This window comes from Microbacterium sp. EG9 (assembly GCF_059759475.1).
Map to the genome: position 1 here is coordinate 2,584,474 of NZ_CM186217.1, position 17,047 is coordinate 2,601,520.

13 protein-coding genes are annotated in these 17,047 nt (G+C 72.3%); 11 read left to right on the plus strand and 2 right to left on the minus strand.

Annotated features, from left to right (window positions below):
• Nucleotide 1 precedes the first annotated feature (1 nt).
• The 3 genes from AC6CQV_RS12155 to AC6CQV_RS12165 are packed head-to-tail and all read left to right on the plus strand — an operon-like array spanning nucleotide 2 to nucleotide 3,827.
• Nucleotides 2-757: an SDR family NAD(P)-dependent oxidoreductase gene (locus tag AC6CQV_RS12155; RefSeq protein WP_492490944.1), complete on the plus strand. Its 756-nt coding sequence runs from the start codon at nucleotides 2-4 to the stop codon at nucleotides 755-757.
• Entirely contained in the window at nucleotides 754-2,526 is a 1,773-nt protein-coding gene (locus AC6CQV_RS12160; RefSeq protein WP_498259603.1) for a D-apionate lactonase family protein, read from the plus strand. Before AC6CQV_RS12155 ends, AC6CQV_RS12160 begins: the two co-directional genes overlap by 4 nt.
• 35 nt (nucleotides 2,527-2,561) lie before the next feature.
• Nucleotides 2,562-3,827 carry an MGH1-like glycoside hydrolase domain-containing protein gene (locus AC6CQV_RS12165; protein ID WP_498259604.1) on the plus strand — a complete coding sequence of 422 codons (1,266 nt, stop codon included), beginning with the start codon at nucleotides 2,562-2,564 and terminating at the stop codon, nucleotides 3,825-3,827.
• A gap of 23 nt (nucleotides 3,828-3,850) precedes the next feature.
• Here the strand turns inward: AC6CQV_RS12165 and AC6CQV_RS12170 are convergent, their stop codons facing one another.
• A complete protein-coding gene (locus AC6CQV_RS12170) occupies nucleotides 3,851-4,918 on the minus strand; it encodes a LacI family DNA-binding transcriptional regulator (RefSeq protein ID WP_498259605.1) in 1,068 nt (355 codons plus the stop codon).
• Nucleotides 4,919-5,076: 158 nt separating this feature from the next.
• On the opposite strand from AC6CQV_RS12170, the gene AC6CQV_RS12175 reads away from it, so the two are divergent.
• The 3 genes from AC6CQV_RS12175 to AC6CQV_RS12185 all read left to right on the plus strand — a co-directional run bounded on the left by AC6CQV_RS12175 (nucleotide 5,077) and on the right by AC6CQV_RS12185 (nucleotide 8,281).
• Nucleotides 5,077-6,393 carry an ABC transporter substrate-binding protein gene (locus AC6CQV_RS12175; RefSeq protein WP_060958297.1) on the plus strand — a complete coding sequence of 439 codons (1,317 nt, stop codon included), beginning with the start codon at nucleotides 5,077-5,079 and terminating at the stop codon, nucleotides 6,391-6,393.
• 85 nt (nucleotides 6,394-6,478) lie between these two features.
• Entirely contained in the window at nucleotides 6,479-7,360 is an 882-nt protein-coding gene (locus AC6CQV_RS12180) for a carbohydrate ABC transporter permease (RefSeq protein ID WP_060958298.1), read from the plus strand.
• A 12-nt stretch (nucleotides 7,361-7,372) separates the two neighbouring features.
• A complete protein-coding gene (locus tag AC6CQV_RS12185; protein ID WP_061782486.1) occupies nucleotides 7,373-8,281 on the plus strand; it encodes a carbohydrate ABC transporter permease in 909 nt (302 codons plus the stop codon).
• A 44-nt stretch (nucleotides 8,282-8,325) separates the two neighbouring features.
• Here the strand turns inward: AC6CQV_RS12185 and AC6CQV_RS12190 are convergent, their stop codons facing one another.
• On the minus strand, nucleotides 8,326-9,156 hold the full coding sequence (locus tag AC6CQV_RS12190; RefSeq protein WP_498259606.1) for an NAD-dependent epimerase/dehydratase family protein: 831 nt from the start codon (nucleotides 9,154-9,156) through the stop codon (nucleotides 8,326-8,328).
• Nucleotides 9,157-9,281: 125 nt separating this feature from the next.
• On the opposite strand from AC6CQV_RS12190, the gene AC6CQV_RS12195 reads away from it, so the two are divergent.
• The 5 genes from AC6CQV_RS12195 to AC6CQV_RS12215 are packed head-to-tail and all read left to right on the plus strand — an operon-like array spanning nucleotide 9,282 to nucleotide 17,043.
• Nucleotides 9,282-11,912, plus strand: a complete 2,631-nt coding sequence (locus AC6CQV_RS12195) for a family 78 glycoside hydrolase catalytic domain (RefSeq protein WP_498259607.1) — start codon at nucleotides 9,282-9,284, stop codon at nucleotides 11,910-11,912.
• On the plus strand, nucleotides 11,909-12,589 hold the full coding sequence (locus AC6CQV_RS12200) for an aspartate/glutamate racemase family protein (protein WP_061782483.1): 681 nt from the start codon (nucleotides 11,909-11,911) through the stop codon (nucleotides 12,587-12,589). Before AC6CQV_RS12195 ends, AC6CQV_RS12200 begins: the two co-directional genes overlap by 4 nt.
• The gene (locus AC6CQV_RS12205; RefSeq protein ID WP_498259608.1) at nucleotides 12,586-14,550 is read left to right on the plus strand and encodes a glycoside hydrolase family 127 protein; all 1,965 of its coding nucleotides are present in this window, start codon (nucleotides 12,586-12,588) and stop codon (nucleotides 14,548-14,550) included. Before AC6CQV_RS12200 ends, AC6CQV_RS12205 begins: the two co-directional genes overlap by 4 nt.
• Nucleotides 14,547-15,809 carry a RuBisCO large subunit C-terminal-like domain-containing protein gene (locus tag AC6CQV_RS12210; protein ID WP_492490937.1) on the plus strand — a complete coding sequence of 421 codons (1,263 nt, stop codon included), beginning with the start codon at nucleotides 14,547-14,549 and terminating at the stop codon, nucleotides 15,807-15,809. Before AC6CQV_RS12205 ends, AC6CQV_RS12210 begins: the two co-directional genes overlap by 4 nt.
• Entirely contained in the window at nucleotides 15,802-17,043 is a 1,242-nt protein-coding gene (locus tag AC6CQV_RS12215) for a four-carbon acid sugar kinase family protein (RefSeq protein ID WP_498259609.1), read from the plus strand. Before AC6CQV_RS12210 ends, AC6CQV_RS12215 begins: the two co-directional genes overlap by 8 nt.
• Nucleotides 17,044-17,047 lie beyond the last annotated feature (4 nt).

Genomic DNA, 17,047 nt, shown 5'->3' on the forward strand with positions numbered 1-17,047 from the left:
CATGGGACAGCTCACCGACAAGACCGCCCTCGTCACCGGGGCGGCCAAAGGCATCGGCCTCGCCGTCGCCTCCCGTTTCGTCCGCGAGGGCGCACGGGTCGTGCTCGCCGACCGAGACGTGGATGCCGCGACCACCGCGGCCTCCGCCCTGGGCGCGCACGCCCGCGCCCTCGGCATGGACATCTCCGACGAGGCGGCCGTGGCCGCCGGGTTCGCCGAGCTGGAGGCCGCGGGGTGGGCGCCGGACGTCGTCGTCGCGAACGCGGGCGTCCAGCTGTTCGGGCAGGACGCCCCCGCCGCCGACCTCGAGCTGGACGTCTGGCGGCGCACCCTCGACGTCAATCTCACGGGCACCTTCCTCACCGTCAAGCACGCCGTGCGCAGCATGCTCCCCCGCGGCGGCGGGGCGATCATCCTCACCGGCAGCCCGACCGCGGTCAACGGCGAGGGCCGGGACTTCACGGCGTACAGCGCGTCGAAAGCCGCGATCCACGGGCTGGGACGCACCGTCGCCGCCGCCTACGCCGATCGGGGGATCCGCGTCAACACGGTGCAGCCCGCCTACACCGAGACCCCTCTTGTCGCGGCCATCACGGACGACCCGCAGGCGCGCGCGGCCATCGTCGGCCGTATCCCGATCGGCCGCGCCGGCACCCCCGACGACGTCGCCGGCATCATGGTCTACCTCGCGAGCGACGACGGCGCATTCGCGACCGGCGCGGTCTTCCAGGTCGACGGAGGCATGACGTCGCTGTGAGCGGCACGTGGGATGACGAGGCTCGGCGACCCTGGCGCAGCGCGCGGTGGTCGCTCGAGCTGCGGGGCGACGAGCTCGCCGACATCGCCTACGACGGCGTCGTGGTGCTCCGCTCCGCGCGCGCGGTCGTCCGCGACCACGACTGGCGCACCGCACCCCTCGTGATCGACGATGTCGACGCCCGCGACGACGCGATCATCATCGCCCTGCACTCGAGCGGGCTGGGGTCGTCGTTCGCGGGCACCGTGCGGGTGCACGCACACGGCGATCGTCTGCAGATCGTCTGCGACCTGACCTCCCGGCAGCCGTTCGACACCAATCGGACGGGGCTCGTGGTCCTGCATCCGCCGACGCTGGCCGGCACGCCCCTGCGGGTGGTCCACTCCGCGACGGAGCCGGAGGAGACGCGCTTCCCCGCGCGCATCAGCGCGCACCAGCCCGTGCGCGACATCGCGGCCCTCGCGTGGACGGCGGGCGGCGTCGGCGTCGCGCTGACCTTCGACGGCGACGTGTTCGAGATGGAGGATCAGCGCAACTGGACGGACGCCTCGTTCAAGACGTACAGCCGCCCCCTCGACCTCCCGTTCCCGTACCGCGTCGCGGCGGGCGAACGGGTGACGCAGACGGTGACGATCGAGGCGACGGCCTCCGCCTCGGCCCCGGTGATCGAGACGGCGGGGCCCGCCCCGGCCGCGGTGATCGAGCTTCGACCGGGCGGCGCGTTCCCGCGCCTCGGCCTCGGCGCCGCGACCGCGCCGGATCCGGCGCCGCCGCTCGGCTCGCCGCTCGGCTCGCACGTCGTCGCCGACATCGATCTCGCCGATCCCAACTGGCGCGCGGCCCTGGACCGGGCGGGCGCGGCGGGACTGCCGGTCGAGGTGCGCCTGGTGCTCGCGGACGACGACCCCGACGCGCTCCGGGCGGCGGCGCGTGCCCTCCGCGGACGGCGCACGGCGCGCGTGACGGCCTTCCCTGCGACCGGGCCGGCCCGCCACGTGTCCGACGGCCCGACGATCCGGGCGCTGCGCGCGGCGCTGCGCGCCGCCGACGTCGACGTGCCGGTCGTCGGCGGAACCCGCGCGCACTTCACCGAACTCAACCGCGAGCACCACCGCCTCCCGGACGGGCTCGACGGCATCGTGCTCAGCAGCACGCCGCTGTTCCACAGCCGCGGCACCGACCAGCTCGTCGAGGCGCTCGCCATGCAGCGACGCGTGGCGCAGGAGGCCGTGGACATCGCGTCGGGGCTCCCCGTGCACATCGGACCGGTCACACTGCGGCCGCGCTTCAACGACGTCGCGACCACGCCCCCGCCCCGCCCCGGGCGCACCGATCTGGCCGAGGGGTACGGCGCCCAGCTGCTCGACGCCGACGATCCGCGCCACGACAGCGACGAGCTGGCCGCATGGACGATCGCGAGCGCGGCGGCGTTCGCCGTGCCGGGGGTGGCCGCGCTGACCTTCTTCGAGGAGTGGGGGCCCCGCGGCATCCGCACCGCCGCGGGCCGGGACCGGCCGGTCGCCGCGGCGCTGCGCGCCCTCGCCGACGTCGCCGGGCCCGACGGGCGAGCCCGCACCCTGCTGCACGGCGACAGCCCGGACGGCCTCGTCTGGGCCGTCGGGGGGCGCGGCGACGACGGGGGGAGCGTCCTCGTGGCCAACCTCGACCGGGTGCCGCGCGTCGTCCGCGTCGAGCCCGGAGGCACCCGCACCGTTCCCGCCGGAGCCTTCGCGATCCTTCCGCTCACGGCACCGTCCGCTCACGACTGATCCGCCCCGACCGACCCGCTCATCGAGGAGCCCCCATGACCGCACCGCACCGCAGCCTGCTCACGGAGTACATCCACGCCGCCACGATCCGGATGACCCGGGAGCCCTCCGGCGTGCTCACCCATCCGTACACGGTGCCCAGCGCCCCGGAGTCCCCCTTCTACTCCGACACGCTCTGGGACTGGGACTCGTGGTTCATCAGCGTCGTCATGGGCCAGGTCGAGGTGGAGACCGGACAGCCCGGCCTGTTCGGCGTCTACGAGGAGGGGACGATCCGCAACTTCCTCGACCACATGGACGAGGACGGCGTCATGCCGATCCTGATCAAGCCGGGCGGACCGCTCCTGCACCGCGATCCGGGCCGGGCGGCGGGCTTCACCGAGAACATGCACAAGCCGATCGTCGCCCAGCAGGCGCTGCTGCTGGCCCGTCGGCGCGGGTCGACCGAGTGGCTGAGACCCGAGCGGGAACGGATCGGACGCTTCCTCGAGCGGTACGTGCACTCGCACATAGACCCGGCGACCGGGCTCGCCTACTGGCAGACCGACTTCGCGATCGGCGTCGACAACGATCCGTCCGTGTACTACCGCCCCGACCGCAGCACGGCCTCGGTCTACCTCAACAGCCTGCTCTACCGCGAGATGCTCGCGTTCGGCGCCCTGTGCGAGGACCTCGGGGATGCCGCGGCATCCCTGCACTGGCGCGGACGCGCCGCCGACCTCGCCGATGCCGTCAACGCGCTGCTGTGGGACGAGCGCGACGGCATGTACTACAGCGCCGACCTCCACCTCCGCCCCGTCGACCCCGAGGACTGGCTGCATCGCGGCGCGCCGCGCCGCTGGAACTCGCTGCTGCTGCGCATCGACAACTGGTCGAGCTTCCTTCCCCTCTGGGCGGGCATCGCCCCGCACGACCGCGCGGAGCGCGTGCGCGCGCGGATCGCGGACCGCCGCACGTTCCGCGCCGCCTACGGGGTGCGGACGCTGTCGCGGCTGGAGCAGCAGTACGACCTGAGGGCGTCGAACAACCCCTCGAACTGGCTCGGGCCGGTCTGGGGCATCAGCAACTACCTCGTCTTCCGCGCGCTGGCGCGCTACGGGTTCGACGCGGATGCGGCGGCGCTCGTGGACGAGACGGTCGCCCTGTTCGGGCGCGATCTGGCGGCCTCCGGCGCGCTGCACGAGTACTACCACCCCGACACGGGCGAGCCGATCATGACCAGCGGCTTCCAGAACTGGAACTTCCTCGTGCTCAACATGATGGCGTGGCAGGAGGGACGCCCCGTCGTCGCGGAGTTCTGAGCCGTCGGCGCGGCCCGTCGGTCTCAGCCGCGCCTGAAGCCCTCGGTGCTGGCCCGCACGACCAGGTCCGGCTGGAACATCCGATGCGGGTCCGCGGCCGAGCGGCGCGCGATCGCGTCGAAGAGGGCGTCGACGACCGCGATGCCGAAGCCCTCGTGACGGCCCCGGACGCTGGTGAGCGGGATGAGGGACACCTCGGCGAACTCGTTGTCGTCGTAGCCCACGATGGCCGTCTGGCGCGGCACGTCGATGCCGGCCTGCACGAGCACCTGCATCATGCCCAGCGCGAGGAGGTCGTTGACCGCGAAGATGCCGTCGGGGCGGAACGCCTCGGGGCGCGCGACGAGCGCGCGCGCCACCTCGCGGCCGCCGCGCACCGTGCGGTCGGGCATGTCGATCACCTCGACGGTCGCCGCGCCGAAGGTGCGGACGACCTCGGTCGCCCCGGCCAGGCGATCGGCCACCTGGGGGATGCCGAGGGGGCCTCCCACGAAGGCGATGCGACGGCATCCGACATCGAGCAGGTGCTGCATCGCCTGGCGCCCGCCGGAGACGTCGTCCAGCGACACGGACGGCTGCTCGGAGCTCTCGGCGCGCTGGCCGACGATGACCGACGGGGTGCCGCGTCTGCGCACCTGGGCGAGACGGTCCTCGATAGGCAGGTGGGAGGACACCAGCAGCCCCTGAACGCGGTGCTGCTCGAACACCTCGAGGTACGCGTCCTCCCGCTCCCGGCTGCGATGCGAGTTGGCGAGGAAGACGGTCACGCCGCGTTCACTGGCGCGACGCTCGACGCTCTCCGCGATCTCGGCGAAGTAGGGGTTGCTCACGTCGGGGGCGATGTAGCCGATCACCTGGCTGACGCCGAGCCGCAGCTGACGGCCCGCGATGCTGGGCACGAAGCCGAGGGAGTCGATGGCGTAGCGGATGCGCTGCGCCTTGTCGTCGGAGACGCGGTCGGGATGGTTCAGGTAGTTGGAGACCGTGCCGACGGCGACACCGGCGAGAGCGGCGACGTCACGGATGCCGACGCGTACGCCGGGACGGGTCGACGACGACCCGTTATGAGATTGTGACGTTTCAAACTCCACGTCCCCATCTTGCCCCAGTCGGCTCATCCCTGTCACGGATTTCGCTGCTCTGCCGCTCCGCAGGGCCGGGAATCACTGTTGACAGGGGTCGGCGAGCGCCCTAGCATCCACTATTGAAACGTCTCAAAAGAAGAGATGACCACTTTCAAGGAGGAAATGTGTTCACAGCGAAACGGCGGCGCCCGAACAAGCCGCTTCTCAGCGCCGTGGTGCTCCTGGGCGCCAGCGCGCTGGTGCTCACCGGCTGCTCCGGCGGCGGCAGCGGCGGCGGCACGGACAACCCGACGACGTTCGAGTTCCTGAAGAACGCGGAGAACACGACCACCCAGCCCGTGCTCGACGCGCTGGCATCCGGATCGTGCACGGCCGAGAACGACGCCGCTCCCCTGGAGGTCAACTCGGTCCCGCAGGCGGACCTCGACGCACAGGTCCAGCTCCTGGCGACGCAGGACGGCCTGCCCCCCATGTTCTCGGCCGGCGGCAACCCCGCGGAGGGCGCCAAGCTCGCCAAGGCGGGCTACCTCGTCGACTTCGACAAGGCCCTCACCGAGCTCGGCGTGCGCGACAAGGTCGCCGAGGGCGCCGTGTCGACGATCAAGAAGCTCTACGGAGGCTCCTTCAGCTTCCTGCCCTACCAGTACAACATCGAGGGCATCTTCTACAACAAGGAGCTCTTCGAGAAGAACGGCTGGGCGGTCCCCGAGACGTGGGACGACCTGCTGAAGATCGCGGGCGAGGCGAAGAGCGCCGGGCTCACGCCGTTCGCGGCATCGGGCGAGCAGGGCTGGCCGCTGACCCGCCTCATCTCCGGCTACCTGTTCCGCTCCCTCGGCGCCGACGCCCTCCAGGACGTCGCCGACGGCAAGGCCAAGCTCACCGATCCTGAGTACGTCGCCGCCGCGCAGGCCGTCGCCGACCTCGGCGCCGCCGGCTACTTCGGCTCGAACGTGGCCTCTCTCGACTACGACGCCGCGACGAACGAGTTCCTCACCGGCAAGGCCGCGATGATCTACATGGGCAGCTGGCTGCTGGGCAACATCAACAGCGACAGCAACCAGATCGGTGCCGACAACGTGGGCTTCTTCAAGTTCCCGGGCGTCGCCGGGGGCAGCGGCTCGATCGACGAGTACCCCTCCAACGTCGGCCTGCCGGCCACCTTCAACGCCAAGACCTACGCGGCCGACAACAGCGTCGGGGCGTGGCTGAAGTGCATCACGTCGAACTACGGCAACGAGGCGCTCGCGCAGGGCCAGATCACCGGGTTCATCGCGGACAAGAAGGTGGAGCTGCCCGCGATCTCGCAGACGATCGCCGACGAGATCGCCGGCGCCAAGGACAGCGTCCTCTGGTTCGAGGCCCTGTTCAACGCGAAGGCGAGCAACATCTCCTCGACCAACGCCGCCCTGCTGGTGACCGGTCAGCTCTCCGCCGAGCAGTTCATGAAGCTCGTCCAGGACGCGCTCGACGAGGGGTGACCCTCCCCGCGCCGGCCGGCCGGGGTCCCGATCCCCGGCCGGCCGGCGCCCGACCCCCTTCCGCTCCGCACGAAAGCCGCCACCCATGAAGTCCGTCCTCGGCGACCGCAAGGCGATCACGCTGCTGCTTCTTCCCGCGCTCATCGTCTACACCCTGATCATGCTCGTCCCCGTCCTCTGGTCGTTCGGGCTCACGTTCTTCTCCGGCAGCGTGCTGACCGGATTCGAGTGGAACGGCATCGACAACTTCACCCGGCTGCTCTCCGACCCCTACGTCGGCGACGCGCTGGTCTTCACGCTGAAGTACGCCGTGCTGGTGACGATCCTGCAGGTCGTCCTGGGCTACGGCCTCGCGCTGCTGTACCAGTTCGTCCTGCGCCGGTCGTCGGTCCTGGTGCGCACGCTCGTGTTCTTCCCCGTCGTGCTGCCCACCGTAGCGATCGCGATCCTGTACCAGAAGATCTTCCAGTCGGCCCCCAACGACGGTCTCGTCAACGAGCTGCTCGTCAACGTCGGCCTGTCGTCCGTCGACTGGCTGGGCTCGGGCACGACGGCCTTCGTGGTCATCGTCGTGATGGACGTGTGGCGCTCGGTCGGCTTCTACGGGGTACTCGTCTTCTCCGGCCTGCTCGACATCCCCGACGAGATCGTCGAGTCGGCCCGCATCGACGGCGCCAAGACCTTCTCGCTGTTCCGGCACATCATCCTGCCGATGTCGCTGCCGATCCTGTTCGCCTCGTTCATCTTCAGCATCAACGGCACCATCAAGGTGTTCGACTCGGTCTTCGCCCTCACCGGCGGCGGGCCGGGCAACTCGACCACGCCGCTGACCCTCTACATGTACCGGACCGCGTTCCAGTACAGCGACTTCGGCTACGGGTCGACCATCGCGCTCCTGCTGACGGTGATGTGCCTTCTCGTCACCCTCGCCATCTTCCGCTCGTCGCGCCGCGACAACACCGTCTGAGAGGAGCACCTCATGACCACGACTCTCGACACCATCGCCGTCACGAGCCCCCGTGCCGTCAGGTCGCAGCGACCGACGCCGGCGGGGCGCGCCCTCGCGCTCCTGCGCCGCGTGCCGACCTGGCTGACCATCCTCTTCCTCGTGGTCGTCACGGCCTACCCGCTGTTCTGGATGTTCATCAACTCGCTGAAGTCGAACACCGACTTCCTGAACAACCCGTCGTACGCCTTCCCGGAGACGTGGCGCTGGGACAACTACGCGACCGCCTGGCAGACGGGCAACCTCTCGACGACGGTGATGAACTCGATCATCGTGACGCTGCCGTCGCTGCTGCTCATCGTCGTGCTCGGCACCGCGGCCGGCTTCGCGCTCGAGGTCCTCGTCTTCAAGGGGCGCGGTGCCGTCCTGCTGCTCTTCCTCGCCGGCATCATGATCCCGGGGCAGATGATCATCCTGCCGCTGTTCAACGCCTTCTTCCAGCTCGGGATCAACGGCTCGCACCTGCCGATGATCCTCATCTACACGGCGGGCGGACTGCCGCTGACGGTGTTCATGATGGCGACCTATTTCCGGGCGATCCCCCGGGAGATCTTCGAGGCGGCGACCATCGACGGCGCCTCGATGGTGCGCGCCTTCTTCTCGATCGGATTCCCGATGATGCGCAACGCCGTGCTCACGGTCGCGATCGTGCAGTTCTTCCTGATCTGGAACGACCTGCTGATCGCGCTGGTGTTCGGCGGCAAGAAGAGCCTCAACACGATCCAGGTCGGCCTGCTCAACTTCTCCGGCGAGTACGGGGCCATCAACTACGGGCCGCTGTTCGCGGCGATCTGCATCACGGTCGTCGGCATCCTCGTCCTCTACCTCTTCCTCAACCAGCGCATCATGAAGGGCCTCGCGGCCGGCGCGGTCAAGGGATGAGCCGGATGCCGGCGGGTCGCGAGGACGGCACCCGCCGGCATCCTTCAGCGCCAGTCGTGGCGGGCGCGGAAGCCCAGCTCCGCGCGGATCTTCCGGGTCGACAGCAGCGACTCGAACGCGCCGAGGTCCTCCGCGACGGGCACGCCCGGGAACCATCGCGCCGCGACTTCGCGCGAGGGGGTCGACAGCCCCGATTCGGGTGCCGCGACGTTGTACACCTCGAATCCGGGGCGTGCGTTCCCGAGGGCGAGGGCGACGGCCTCGGCCCCGTCGCGGGCATCGACCCACGAGCCGAGCAGATCGCGTCGGTAGTCGTCCTCGCCGGCGCGCGCGAAGGTGGCGTAGCCGTCCGGAGCGACGACGTTGGTGAAGCGCAGGGCCGTGATCGAGACGTCCTCGCGCCAGCCGGCGATCTGCGCGGCCAGGGTCTCCTCGACGACCTTGCCGAGGCCGTAGGTGTTGAACGCGCGCGTGTAGCCCTCGTCGACGGGCAGCGCCGGCGGCGCGACGTCGAAGGGGAACCCCGCGGCCGTGATGCTCGAGGCGATGACGATGCGCCGGATGCCGGCGCGGTGCGCCGCGAAGAGCACGTGCGACGACGCCGCCAGGTTGTTCTCGAAGGTGGCGACATCCGGGATCAGCCCGTTCACCGGCACCGCGGCGAGGTGGACGACGGCGTCGAGGCCGTCGTGGCGGGCCGTGACGCCGAGGATCGCGTCGAGCGTCTGTCCATAGTCGGACAGGTCGACGCGCGTGAACCCGGGACCCGCGGGGCCGGCGAGGTCGAAGCCGACGACGTCGTGCCCGTCGGCGCGCAGCCGCTCGACGGTGGCCCGTCCCAGAGTCCCGCTGCTGCCCGTGACGGCGATGATCATGACCGCTCCTTTTGCTATGGTTTGAAACGTACCAATGCTATTGGTTCGCTCTGCGATTCGCATCGCAATCGACAGACTGAAACGTTTCGAGTCGACTCGACCGCCCAACGAGGGGAATGTGACCAATGACGGCCACCGTGTCCGCACCGCGCTTCGAACACCATCGGGAGGCGCTCGGCATCGGCGAGAGCGCGCCGCGCCTGTCCTGGACGATCGACGACGCGGCCCCCGAGTGGCACCAGAGCGCCTACCGCGTGGAGGCCCGCGACCCGCACGCGGCCGCCGATCCCGCCGAGCGCGCCGCGGAGCGCGCCGAGGTGGCCTCCTCCGCGCAGATCCTCGTCGCGTGGCCGTTCGCCGCCCTGCGGTCGCGCGAGCGCCGTGAGGTGCGCATCAGCGTCCGCGGCCACGACGGCGTCTGGAGCGCGCCGGGCCCGTGGGCGCCCGTCGAGATCGGACTCCTCGACCCGTCCGACTGGGCGGCCGCGCCGGTCGGGGCGCTGTGGAACGAGAACCCGATGAGCGACGAGCGGCGCCCGTCGCTGGTGCGCCGGGAGTTCGACGTCGCGCCCGGCCTGGTGCGCGCCCGGCTGTACGCGAGCGCGCACGGCCTGTTCCAGGCGGAGATCAACGGCGAGCGGGTCGGCGACGACCTGCTCGCCCCCGGCTGGACGGTCTACCGGGAGCGGCTGCGCTACACGACCTACGACGTGACCGGGCTGCTGCAGAGCGGGCGCGCAGCGATCGGGGCCTGGCTCGGCGACGGCTGGTACCGCGGGCGCCTCGGCTGGCGGGGCGGGTTTCGCAACCTCTTCGGCGACGACCTCTCCTTCCTCGCCCAGCTCGAGCTCGTCTACGACGACGGCTCGCGCGTGGTCGTCCCGACCGACACGTCGTGGCGGGCGGCGCCGAGCCCGATCCTGCAGGCCGGGCTCTACGACGGCGAGGTGTACGACGCGCGCGAGGAGCAGCCCGGCTGGTCGCGCCCCGGCTTCGACGACGCGGGCTGGGAGCGGGTGCAGATGCGGCGACGCGACCCCGCGACCCTCGTGGCCCCGACCGGCCCGCCCGTGCGCGTCACCGAGGAGCTCCCGCCCCGCCGCGTGCTCACCTCGCCGTCGGGCAGGCGCATCCTCGACTTCGGGCAGAACCTGGTCGGCGTCGTCCGCCTGCGCGCGACGGCACCCGCCGGCACCACGGTGACCCTGCGCACCGCGGAGGTGCTGCAGGACGGCGAGCTCTACACGCGGCCGCTGCGGGACGCACGCTCCACGGACGCCTACACGTTCGCGGGCCGCCCCGAGGGCGAGACCTGGGAGCCGCGGTTCACGTTCCACGGGTTCCGCTACGTGGAGGTCGACGGCTGGCCGGGCGATCTCGACGCGGATGCCGCCGCCGGCGCGCTGCAGGCGCGCGTGCTGCACACCGACCTGGAGCGCACCGGCTGGTTCTCCTCCTCCGATCCGATGCTCGACCGGCTCCACGAGAACGTCGTGTGGGGCATGCGCGGCAACGTCGTCGACGTGCCGACCGACTGCCCGCAGCGCGACGAGCGCCTCGGGTGGACCGGCGACCTCCAGGTGTTCGCCCCGACCGCCTCCTTCCTCTTCGACGTGTCCGGCATGCTCGGCGGCTGGCTGCGCGACCTGGCCCTCGAACAGCTCCCCGACGGGACCGTGCCGTGGTTCGTCCCGGTGATCCCGGCCGACACGATGTGGACGCCGCAGCGGCCCGGAGCGGCCTGGGGCGACGCGGCGACGGTCGTGCCGTGGACGCTGTTCTCGCGGTTCGCCGACCCCGAGATCCTGCGCGCGCAGTTCGACAGCGCGCGCAGGTGGGTGGACCTCCAGGCCGAGATCGCCGGCCCGAGCCGCCTCTGGGACACGGGCTTCCAGCTCGGCGACTGGCTCGACCCGGCCGCACCGCCGCAGGATCCGGCGGATGCCCGCACCGACCGCTACCTCGTCGCGACGGCGTACTTCGCGCTGTCGGCGCGGATCGTCGCGCGGATGGCGGCGGAGCTCGGGCGCGCCGAGGAGGCGGGCGCGTACGGGCGGCTGGCCGACGAGATCGTCGAGGCCTTCGTGGCCGCCTACGTCCGCCCGGACGGCACGATGACCTCCGACGCGCAGACCGCCTACGCGCTCGCCCTGCAGTTCGACCTCCTCCCTGCGCACCTGCGCTCCTCGGCCGCGGACCGCCTCGCCCACCTCGTGCGCGAGGCCGGCAACCACATCGCGACCGGGTTCGTGGGCACGCCGCTGGTGTGCGACGCGTTGAGCGCGAACGGTCACCTCGACGCCGCGTACGACCTGCTGCTCGAGCGCGGCTGCCCGTCGTGGCTGTATCAGGTGGAGATGGGCGCCACCACGATCTGGGAGCGGTGGGACGCGATGCTGCCGGACGGATCGGTCAACGCGGGCACGATGACCTCCTTCAACCACTACGCGCTGGGCGCGGTGGCCGACTGGCTGCACCGGACGGTCGCCGGCCTGGCCCCCGACGCGCCGGGCTATCGGCGCATCCGGTTCGCACCCCGTCCGGGAGGCGGACTGACCTCGGCGAGCGCCCGCCATCTCACCCCCTACGGACCCGCGGAGATCTCCTGGGTCCGCGAGGGCGACGACCTGCGCGTGCGGATGCGGGTGCCCGTCGGCGCCGAGGCGATCGTCGACCTGCCGGGTCGGGACCCCGAACGGGTGGGCCACGGCGTGCACGAACGGGTGGTCCGCCGCGCGGTGGAGGTGATCGCGTGAGCGCCCCGCGACGTGTCGCCTTCATCCACACCGGCGCCGTCGTCATCCCGATGGTCGCCGCGGAGGCGGCGACGCTCCTGCCGGGCGTGGAGATCGTCAACTACCTGGACGACCGCATCGTCGCCGACCTCTCGCGCGACGAGGCCCCGTCGGTGCCCGCCCGGATCGCACAGCTCGCCCGCGCCGCGCGCGACGCAGGGGCGGAGGCGGTGATGCTCACCTGCTCGTCCATCTCGACGCTGGCCGCGCCGACGGCGGCAGCGGTCGGCATCCCGGTCCTGCGCATCGACGAGGCCATGGCGGATGCCGCGGTCACGGCGGCGGGCGACGGACGCATCGCGGTCCTCGCGACCCTTCCGACCACCTGCGCGCCGACGGCCGCGCTCCTGCGGGAGCGCGCCGACCGCGCCGGAACGCGGCCGCGCATCGATGCCGAGGTGATCGACGACGCCTTCGCGGCCGTCGCCGGCGGCGATCGCGACCGCCACGACCGTCTCGTTGCCCAGGCCGTGGAGCGGGCGGCCGCGGGCGCCGATGTCGTGGTCCTCGCGCAGGCCTCCATGGCATCGGCCGCGGCGGCGGCCGCATCCACGGTCCCCGTGCTGACCAGCGTCGCCCTCGGCGTCGAGCGGCTCGCGCGGACGCTCGACGCGACCGGAACGGAGGCGCGGGCATGAGCGGCACGCTGACTCCCCTCGGCGCAGCCGATGCGCGCTGGGCCGACGGCTTCTGGGGCCGCATCGCCCGGCGCACGCGCGAGGTGACGGTGCCGACGATGGGCGCCATGCTCGCCGACCCGGCCACGAGCCCGGCCCTCGCGAACTTCGAGGTGGCCGCGGGGCTGCGCCCGGGCCGTCACGAGGGTCCCCCCTTCATGGACGGCGACTTCTACAAGTGGATGGAGGCGGCGATCAGTCGACTGGAGACGGATCCCGATCCGGCTCTCGAGGCCGAGCTGGAGCGCATCGCCCGTCTGATCGCCGCGGTGCAGCGGGAGGACGGCTACGTCCACACGCCGACGGCGATCGCCGCGCGCGACGACGAGCCCGTCTCGGCCCTGGCCGACCGTTTCAACTTCGAGACGTACAACCTCGGCCATCTGATCACCGCCGGTGTGCGCCATCATCGCGTCACCGGATCGCCGACCCTGCTCGAGGTCGCCCGCGGGGCGGCGCGGTTCCTGGAGCACCTCGCGACCGACAAGCCGCGCGAGCTGGCCCGCAGCGCGATCTGTCCCTCGCACTACATGGCCGTCGTCGACCTCTACCGCGCGACCGGCGAGCGCCGCTACCTCACGCTCGCGGAGTCGTTCCTGCGGGTGCGCGACGAGTTCGACGAGGGCGGCGACGACAATCAGGACCGCATCCCCGTGCGCCGCCAGAGCGTCGTGGCCGGGCACGCCGTGCGGGCCAACTACCTCTACGCGGGTCTGGCCGACCTGGTCATCGAGACCGGCGACGAGGAGCTGCACGCCGTGCTGGACACGCTGTGGCGTGATGTCGTGGACACCAAGCTGGCGGTGACCGGCGGCTGCGGGGCGCTCTACGACGGCGCCTCCCCCGACGCCCACCCCTGGCAGGAGGAGATCAGCCGGGTCCACCAGGCCTACGGACGCCCCTACCAGCTGCCGCACACGACCGCCCACAACGAGACGTGCGCGCAGATCGGGATGGTGCTGTGGAGCGAGCGGATGCTGGCGCTGCGCGCCGACGCCCGGTACGCCGACGTCATCGAGACCATCGCGTACAACGCGCTGCTGTCCGGCATCGGTCTGGACGGAGCCACCTACTTCTACACGAACCCCCTGCGACAGGTGCGGGAGCTCCCCTTCCCGCTGCGGCGCGCGGGCGACACGGGGCTGCATCCGGTGCCCGCCCCGCCGCCGTCCGACGAACGCCTGCGCGAGCCGTACCTGTCGTGCTTCTGCTGCCCGCCGAACATCGCGCGCACCCTCGCGCAGTTCCACGAGCGGATCGGCTCGGTGTCCGACGACGGGCTGTGGGTGCACCAGTACGGCGGATCGCAGATCCGTCATGCGTTCGGCGACGGGCGGGTCCTGGGCCTGCGTGAGAGCTCCGACTACCCGTGGGACGGGCGCATCGTCTTCACGGTCACCGAGGCGGAGGGCACGGTGCCGGTGCACCTGCGGATCCCCGGGTGGGCGCGGGGGGCGCGGCTCACCGTCGCGGGCGCGGACGTCGAGATCGCGGCGGCCTCGTCGTACGCGCGGGTCGACCGCGCGTGGCGCGCCGGCGACGAGATCGTCCTGGACCTCCCGATGCCCGCCCGCCTCCTCCGCGGCCACCGGCTGGCCGAGGAGCTCACGGCGCAGGTCGCCGTCCAGCGCGGGCCCATCGTGTACTGCGTCGAGAGCCCGGACCTGCCCGCGGGGATCGACCTGGAACGCATCGCACTGCGTCGCGGCGCCGCGCTGCGCGCCGTGCCGACGCAGATCGCGGGCCGACGCGTCGTCGCCCTGGAGACCGAGGCGGCCGTCCTCCCGCCGACGCCCGCGACGCTGTACGACGAGATCGACGACGACGCGATCGCGACGGCGACGGTGCGGCTGGTGCCGTACTTCGCGTGGGCCAATCGCGGCCCGTCCGAGATGTCCGTCTGGCTGCCGGTGATCTGGTGAGCGCCGCGACCGACGCGGTCGTCGCGACCTACGTCATCGAGACCGGGCTCGACCTCGAGCGGGCCGCGGAGATCCTCGCCGGCGAGCAGTCGACGGGAACCTTCGTGCGGGTGGAGCGGGAGAGCGACGCGCTGCGGGACCGCTTCGCCGCGCGCGTCGTGGAGATCACCGCGCTGCCCCCGGCGGACTCCTCGCCCCTGCCCGGCGCCGTCGGCGACCTGGGCCACCGCCGGCGCGCCCGCGTGCGCGTGCGGTTCCCCCTCGAGAACTCGGGCCCGTCGATCCCGAACCTGCTCAGCACGGTGGCCGGCAACCTGTTCGAGATCAAGGAGCTGTCCGGCGTGAAGCTGGTCGACCTGGATCTTCCGCCGGCCTTCGCGCAGCGCTACGGGGGTCCGCGCTTCGGCCTCGAGGGCACGCGGCGGCTGATGTCGCGGCCGACCGGCGCCATGATCGGCACGATCGTGAAGCCCTCCATCGGACTCTCGCCCGCGGAGCTGGCCGAGCTCGTCGGCGAGCTCGCGCGCGCCGGCGTCGACTTCATCAAGGACGACGAGCTGCAGGGCAACGCGCCGCACGCCCCGCTCGCGGCGCGCGTCGCGGCGGTGATGCCGGTGCTGGAGAGGCATGCCGACCGCACGGGGGTCAAACCCATGTACGCGTTCAACATCACCGACGACATCGACCGGCTCGAAGCCCATCACGACCTCGTCGTCGCGGCGGGCGGGACGTGCGTCATGGCCGTGATCGCGCACGTCGGCCTGGCCGGCATCGCCCACCTGCGCCGCATCTCGGGCGTGCCGATCCACGGGCACCGGGCCGGGTTCGGCGCGCTGAGCCGCTCGGACCGGCTGGGGATCTCGTTCACGGCGTGGCAGAAGCTCGCGCGGCTGTGCGGCGTCGACCACCTCCACACGAACGGCATCTCCAACAAGTTCTACGAGTCCGACGACGACGTGCTCGCCTCCGTGGCCGCCGTCCGCACGCCCCTGCCGGGCCTGACCTCGACCGTGCCGGTGCTCTCCTCCGGCCAGTGGGGCGGCCTCGCGCACGCCACCTACGCCGCGACCGGCACCGCCGATCTGCTGGTGATGGCCGGCGGCGGCATCCACGGCCACCCGGACGGTGCGGCGGCGGGCGTGACCGCCATGCGCGAGGCGTGGTCGTCCGCCGAACGCGGCGAGAGCGTCGCGCAGGCCCTCGCGGCCTCACCGGCCCTGCGCCGTGCGGCCGAGACGTTCGGACCCGTCCGTGAGTGAGCCGGCGGTCGGGTTCTACGGCGACGACGTCACCGGCAGCGTCGACGCGCTGCTGCAGTTCACCCGCCGCGGGTGGCGCGGACGCCTGTTCACCTCGCTCCCGTCCCCGTCGGCGCTGGCCGACGCGGCAGACGACGGGGACGTCGTCGGCATCGCGGGCATCGCCCGCTCCCTCGGCCCCGCGGCGCTGGAGGCCGAGGTGCGGCCGGCGCTTTCGGCGCTGGCCGCGCTGCGGCCCGCGGTGCTGCAGTACAAGGCCTGCTCCACCGTGGACTCCTCGCCCGAGGTCGGCAGCCTCGGCCGCGTCCTCGAGATCGGGCGCGACCTCACCGGGGCCCGCCCCGTGCCGCTCCTGTTCGCCCAGCCCGACTTCGGTCGCTACACCGTGTTCGGCCACCACTTCGCGGCCGACGACGGCGTCGTGTACCGCCTCGACCGGCAGCCGACGATGTCCCGGCATCCGTCGACCCCGATGTCGGAGTCCGACATCGCGCGCCACCTCGGCGCGCAGACCGCGCTCGCCCTCACCGGCATCCCCCTGACCAGCTACACGGATGCCGCGGATCTCGCCCGCCGCATCGAGGCGTGCGGCGCCGACGCCGTCGTGCTCGACGCGCTCGACGCGCACCACCTGCGCCTCATCGGCGAGGCGATCGGCCGGCTCGCCCCGACCGCGTTCGTCGTCGGCTCGGGCGGTCTGAGCGCGGCGATCGCCGATGCCGCACCGCGCCGGCCGGCACCGGCCGCCGTGGCCGCCGCGAGCGGACCGGTCCTGGTCGTCTCGGGCAGTCGGTCGCCGCGGACGCGACGGCAGACGGCGGCGGCCGCGGATGCCGGGTGGTTCGTCGCGCCGCTTCCGCGGGACGACCGCGACGCCGCACCCGCCCGCGACGCCCTGCGCGCCGGGCGCAGCGTCGTGCTCGCGTCGGATCTCGGGCCGGACGACGGCGGCGCGCTGGACGGGCTCACCCGGCGCGCGGCGCGTGTCGTGCGCACCGCGGTGGCGGCCGGCGAGACGCGCCGGGTGATCGTGTGCGGAGGCGACTCGTCGAGTCGCGTCGTGCGCCTCCTCGGCATCCGGGCGCTGTCGATCGCCGCCAACCCCTGGGGCAACGTCGCGCTCCTGCGCGCGCACGCCGACGGCCCGCTCGACGGGGTCGAACTGCTGCTCAAGGGCGGCCAGGTCGGGGACGACGACCTGTTCGAGAGGGTGCGGACGGGCGGGGCGCCCTGACCGC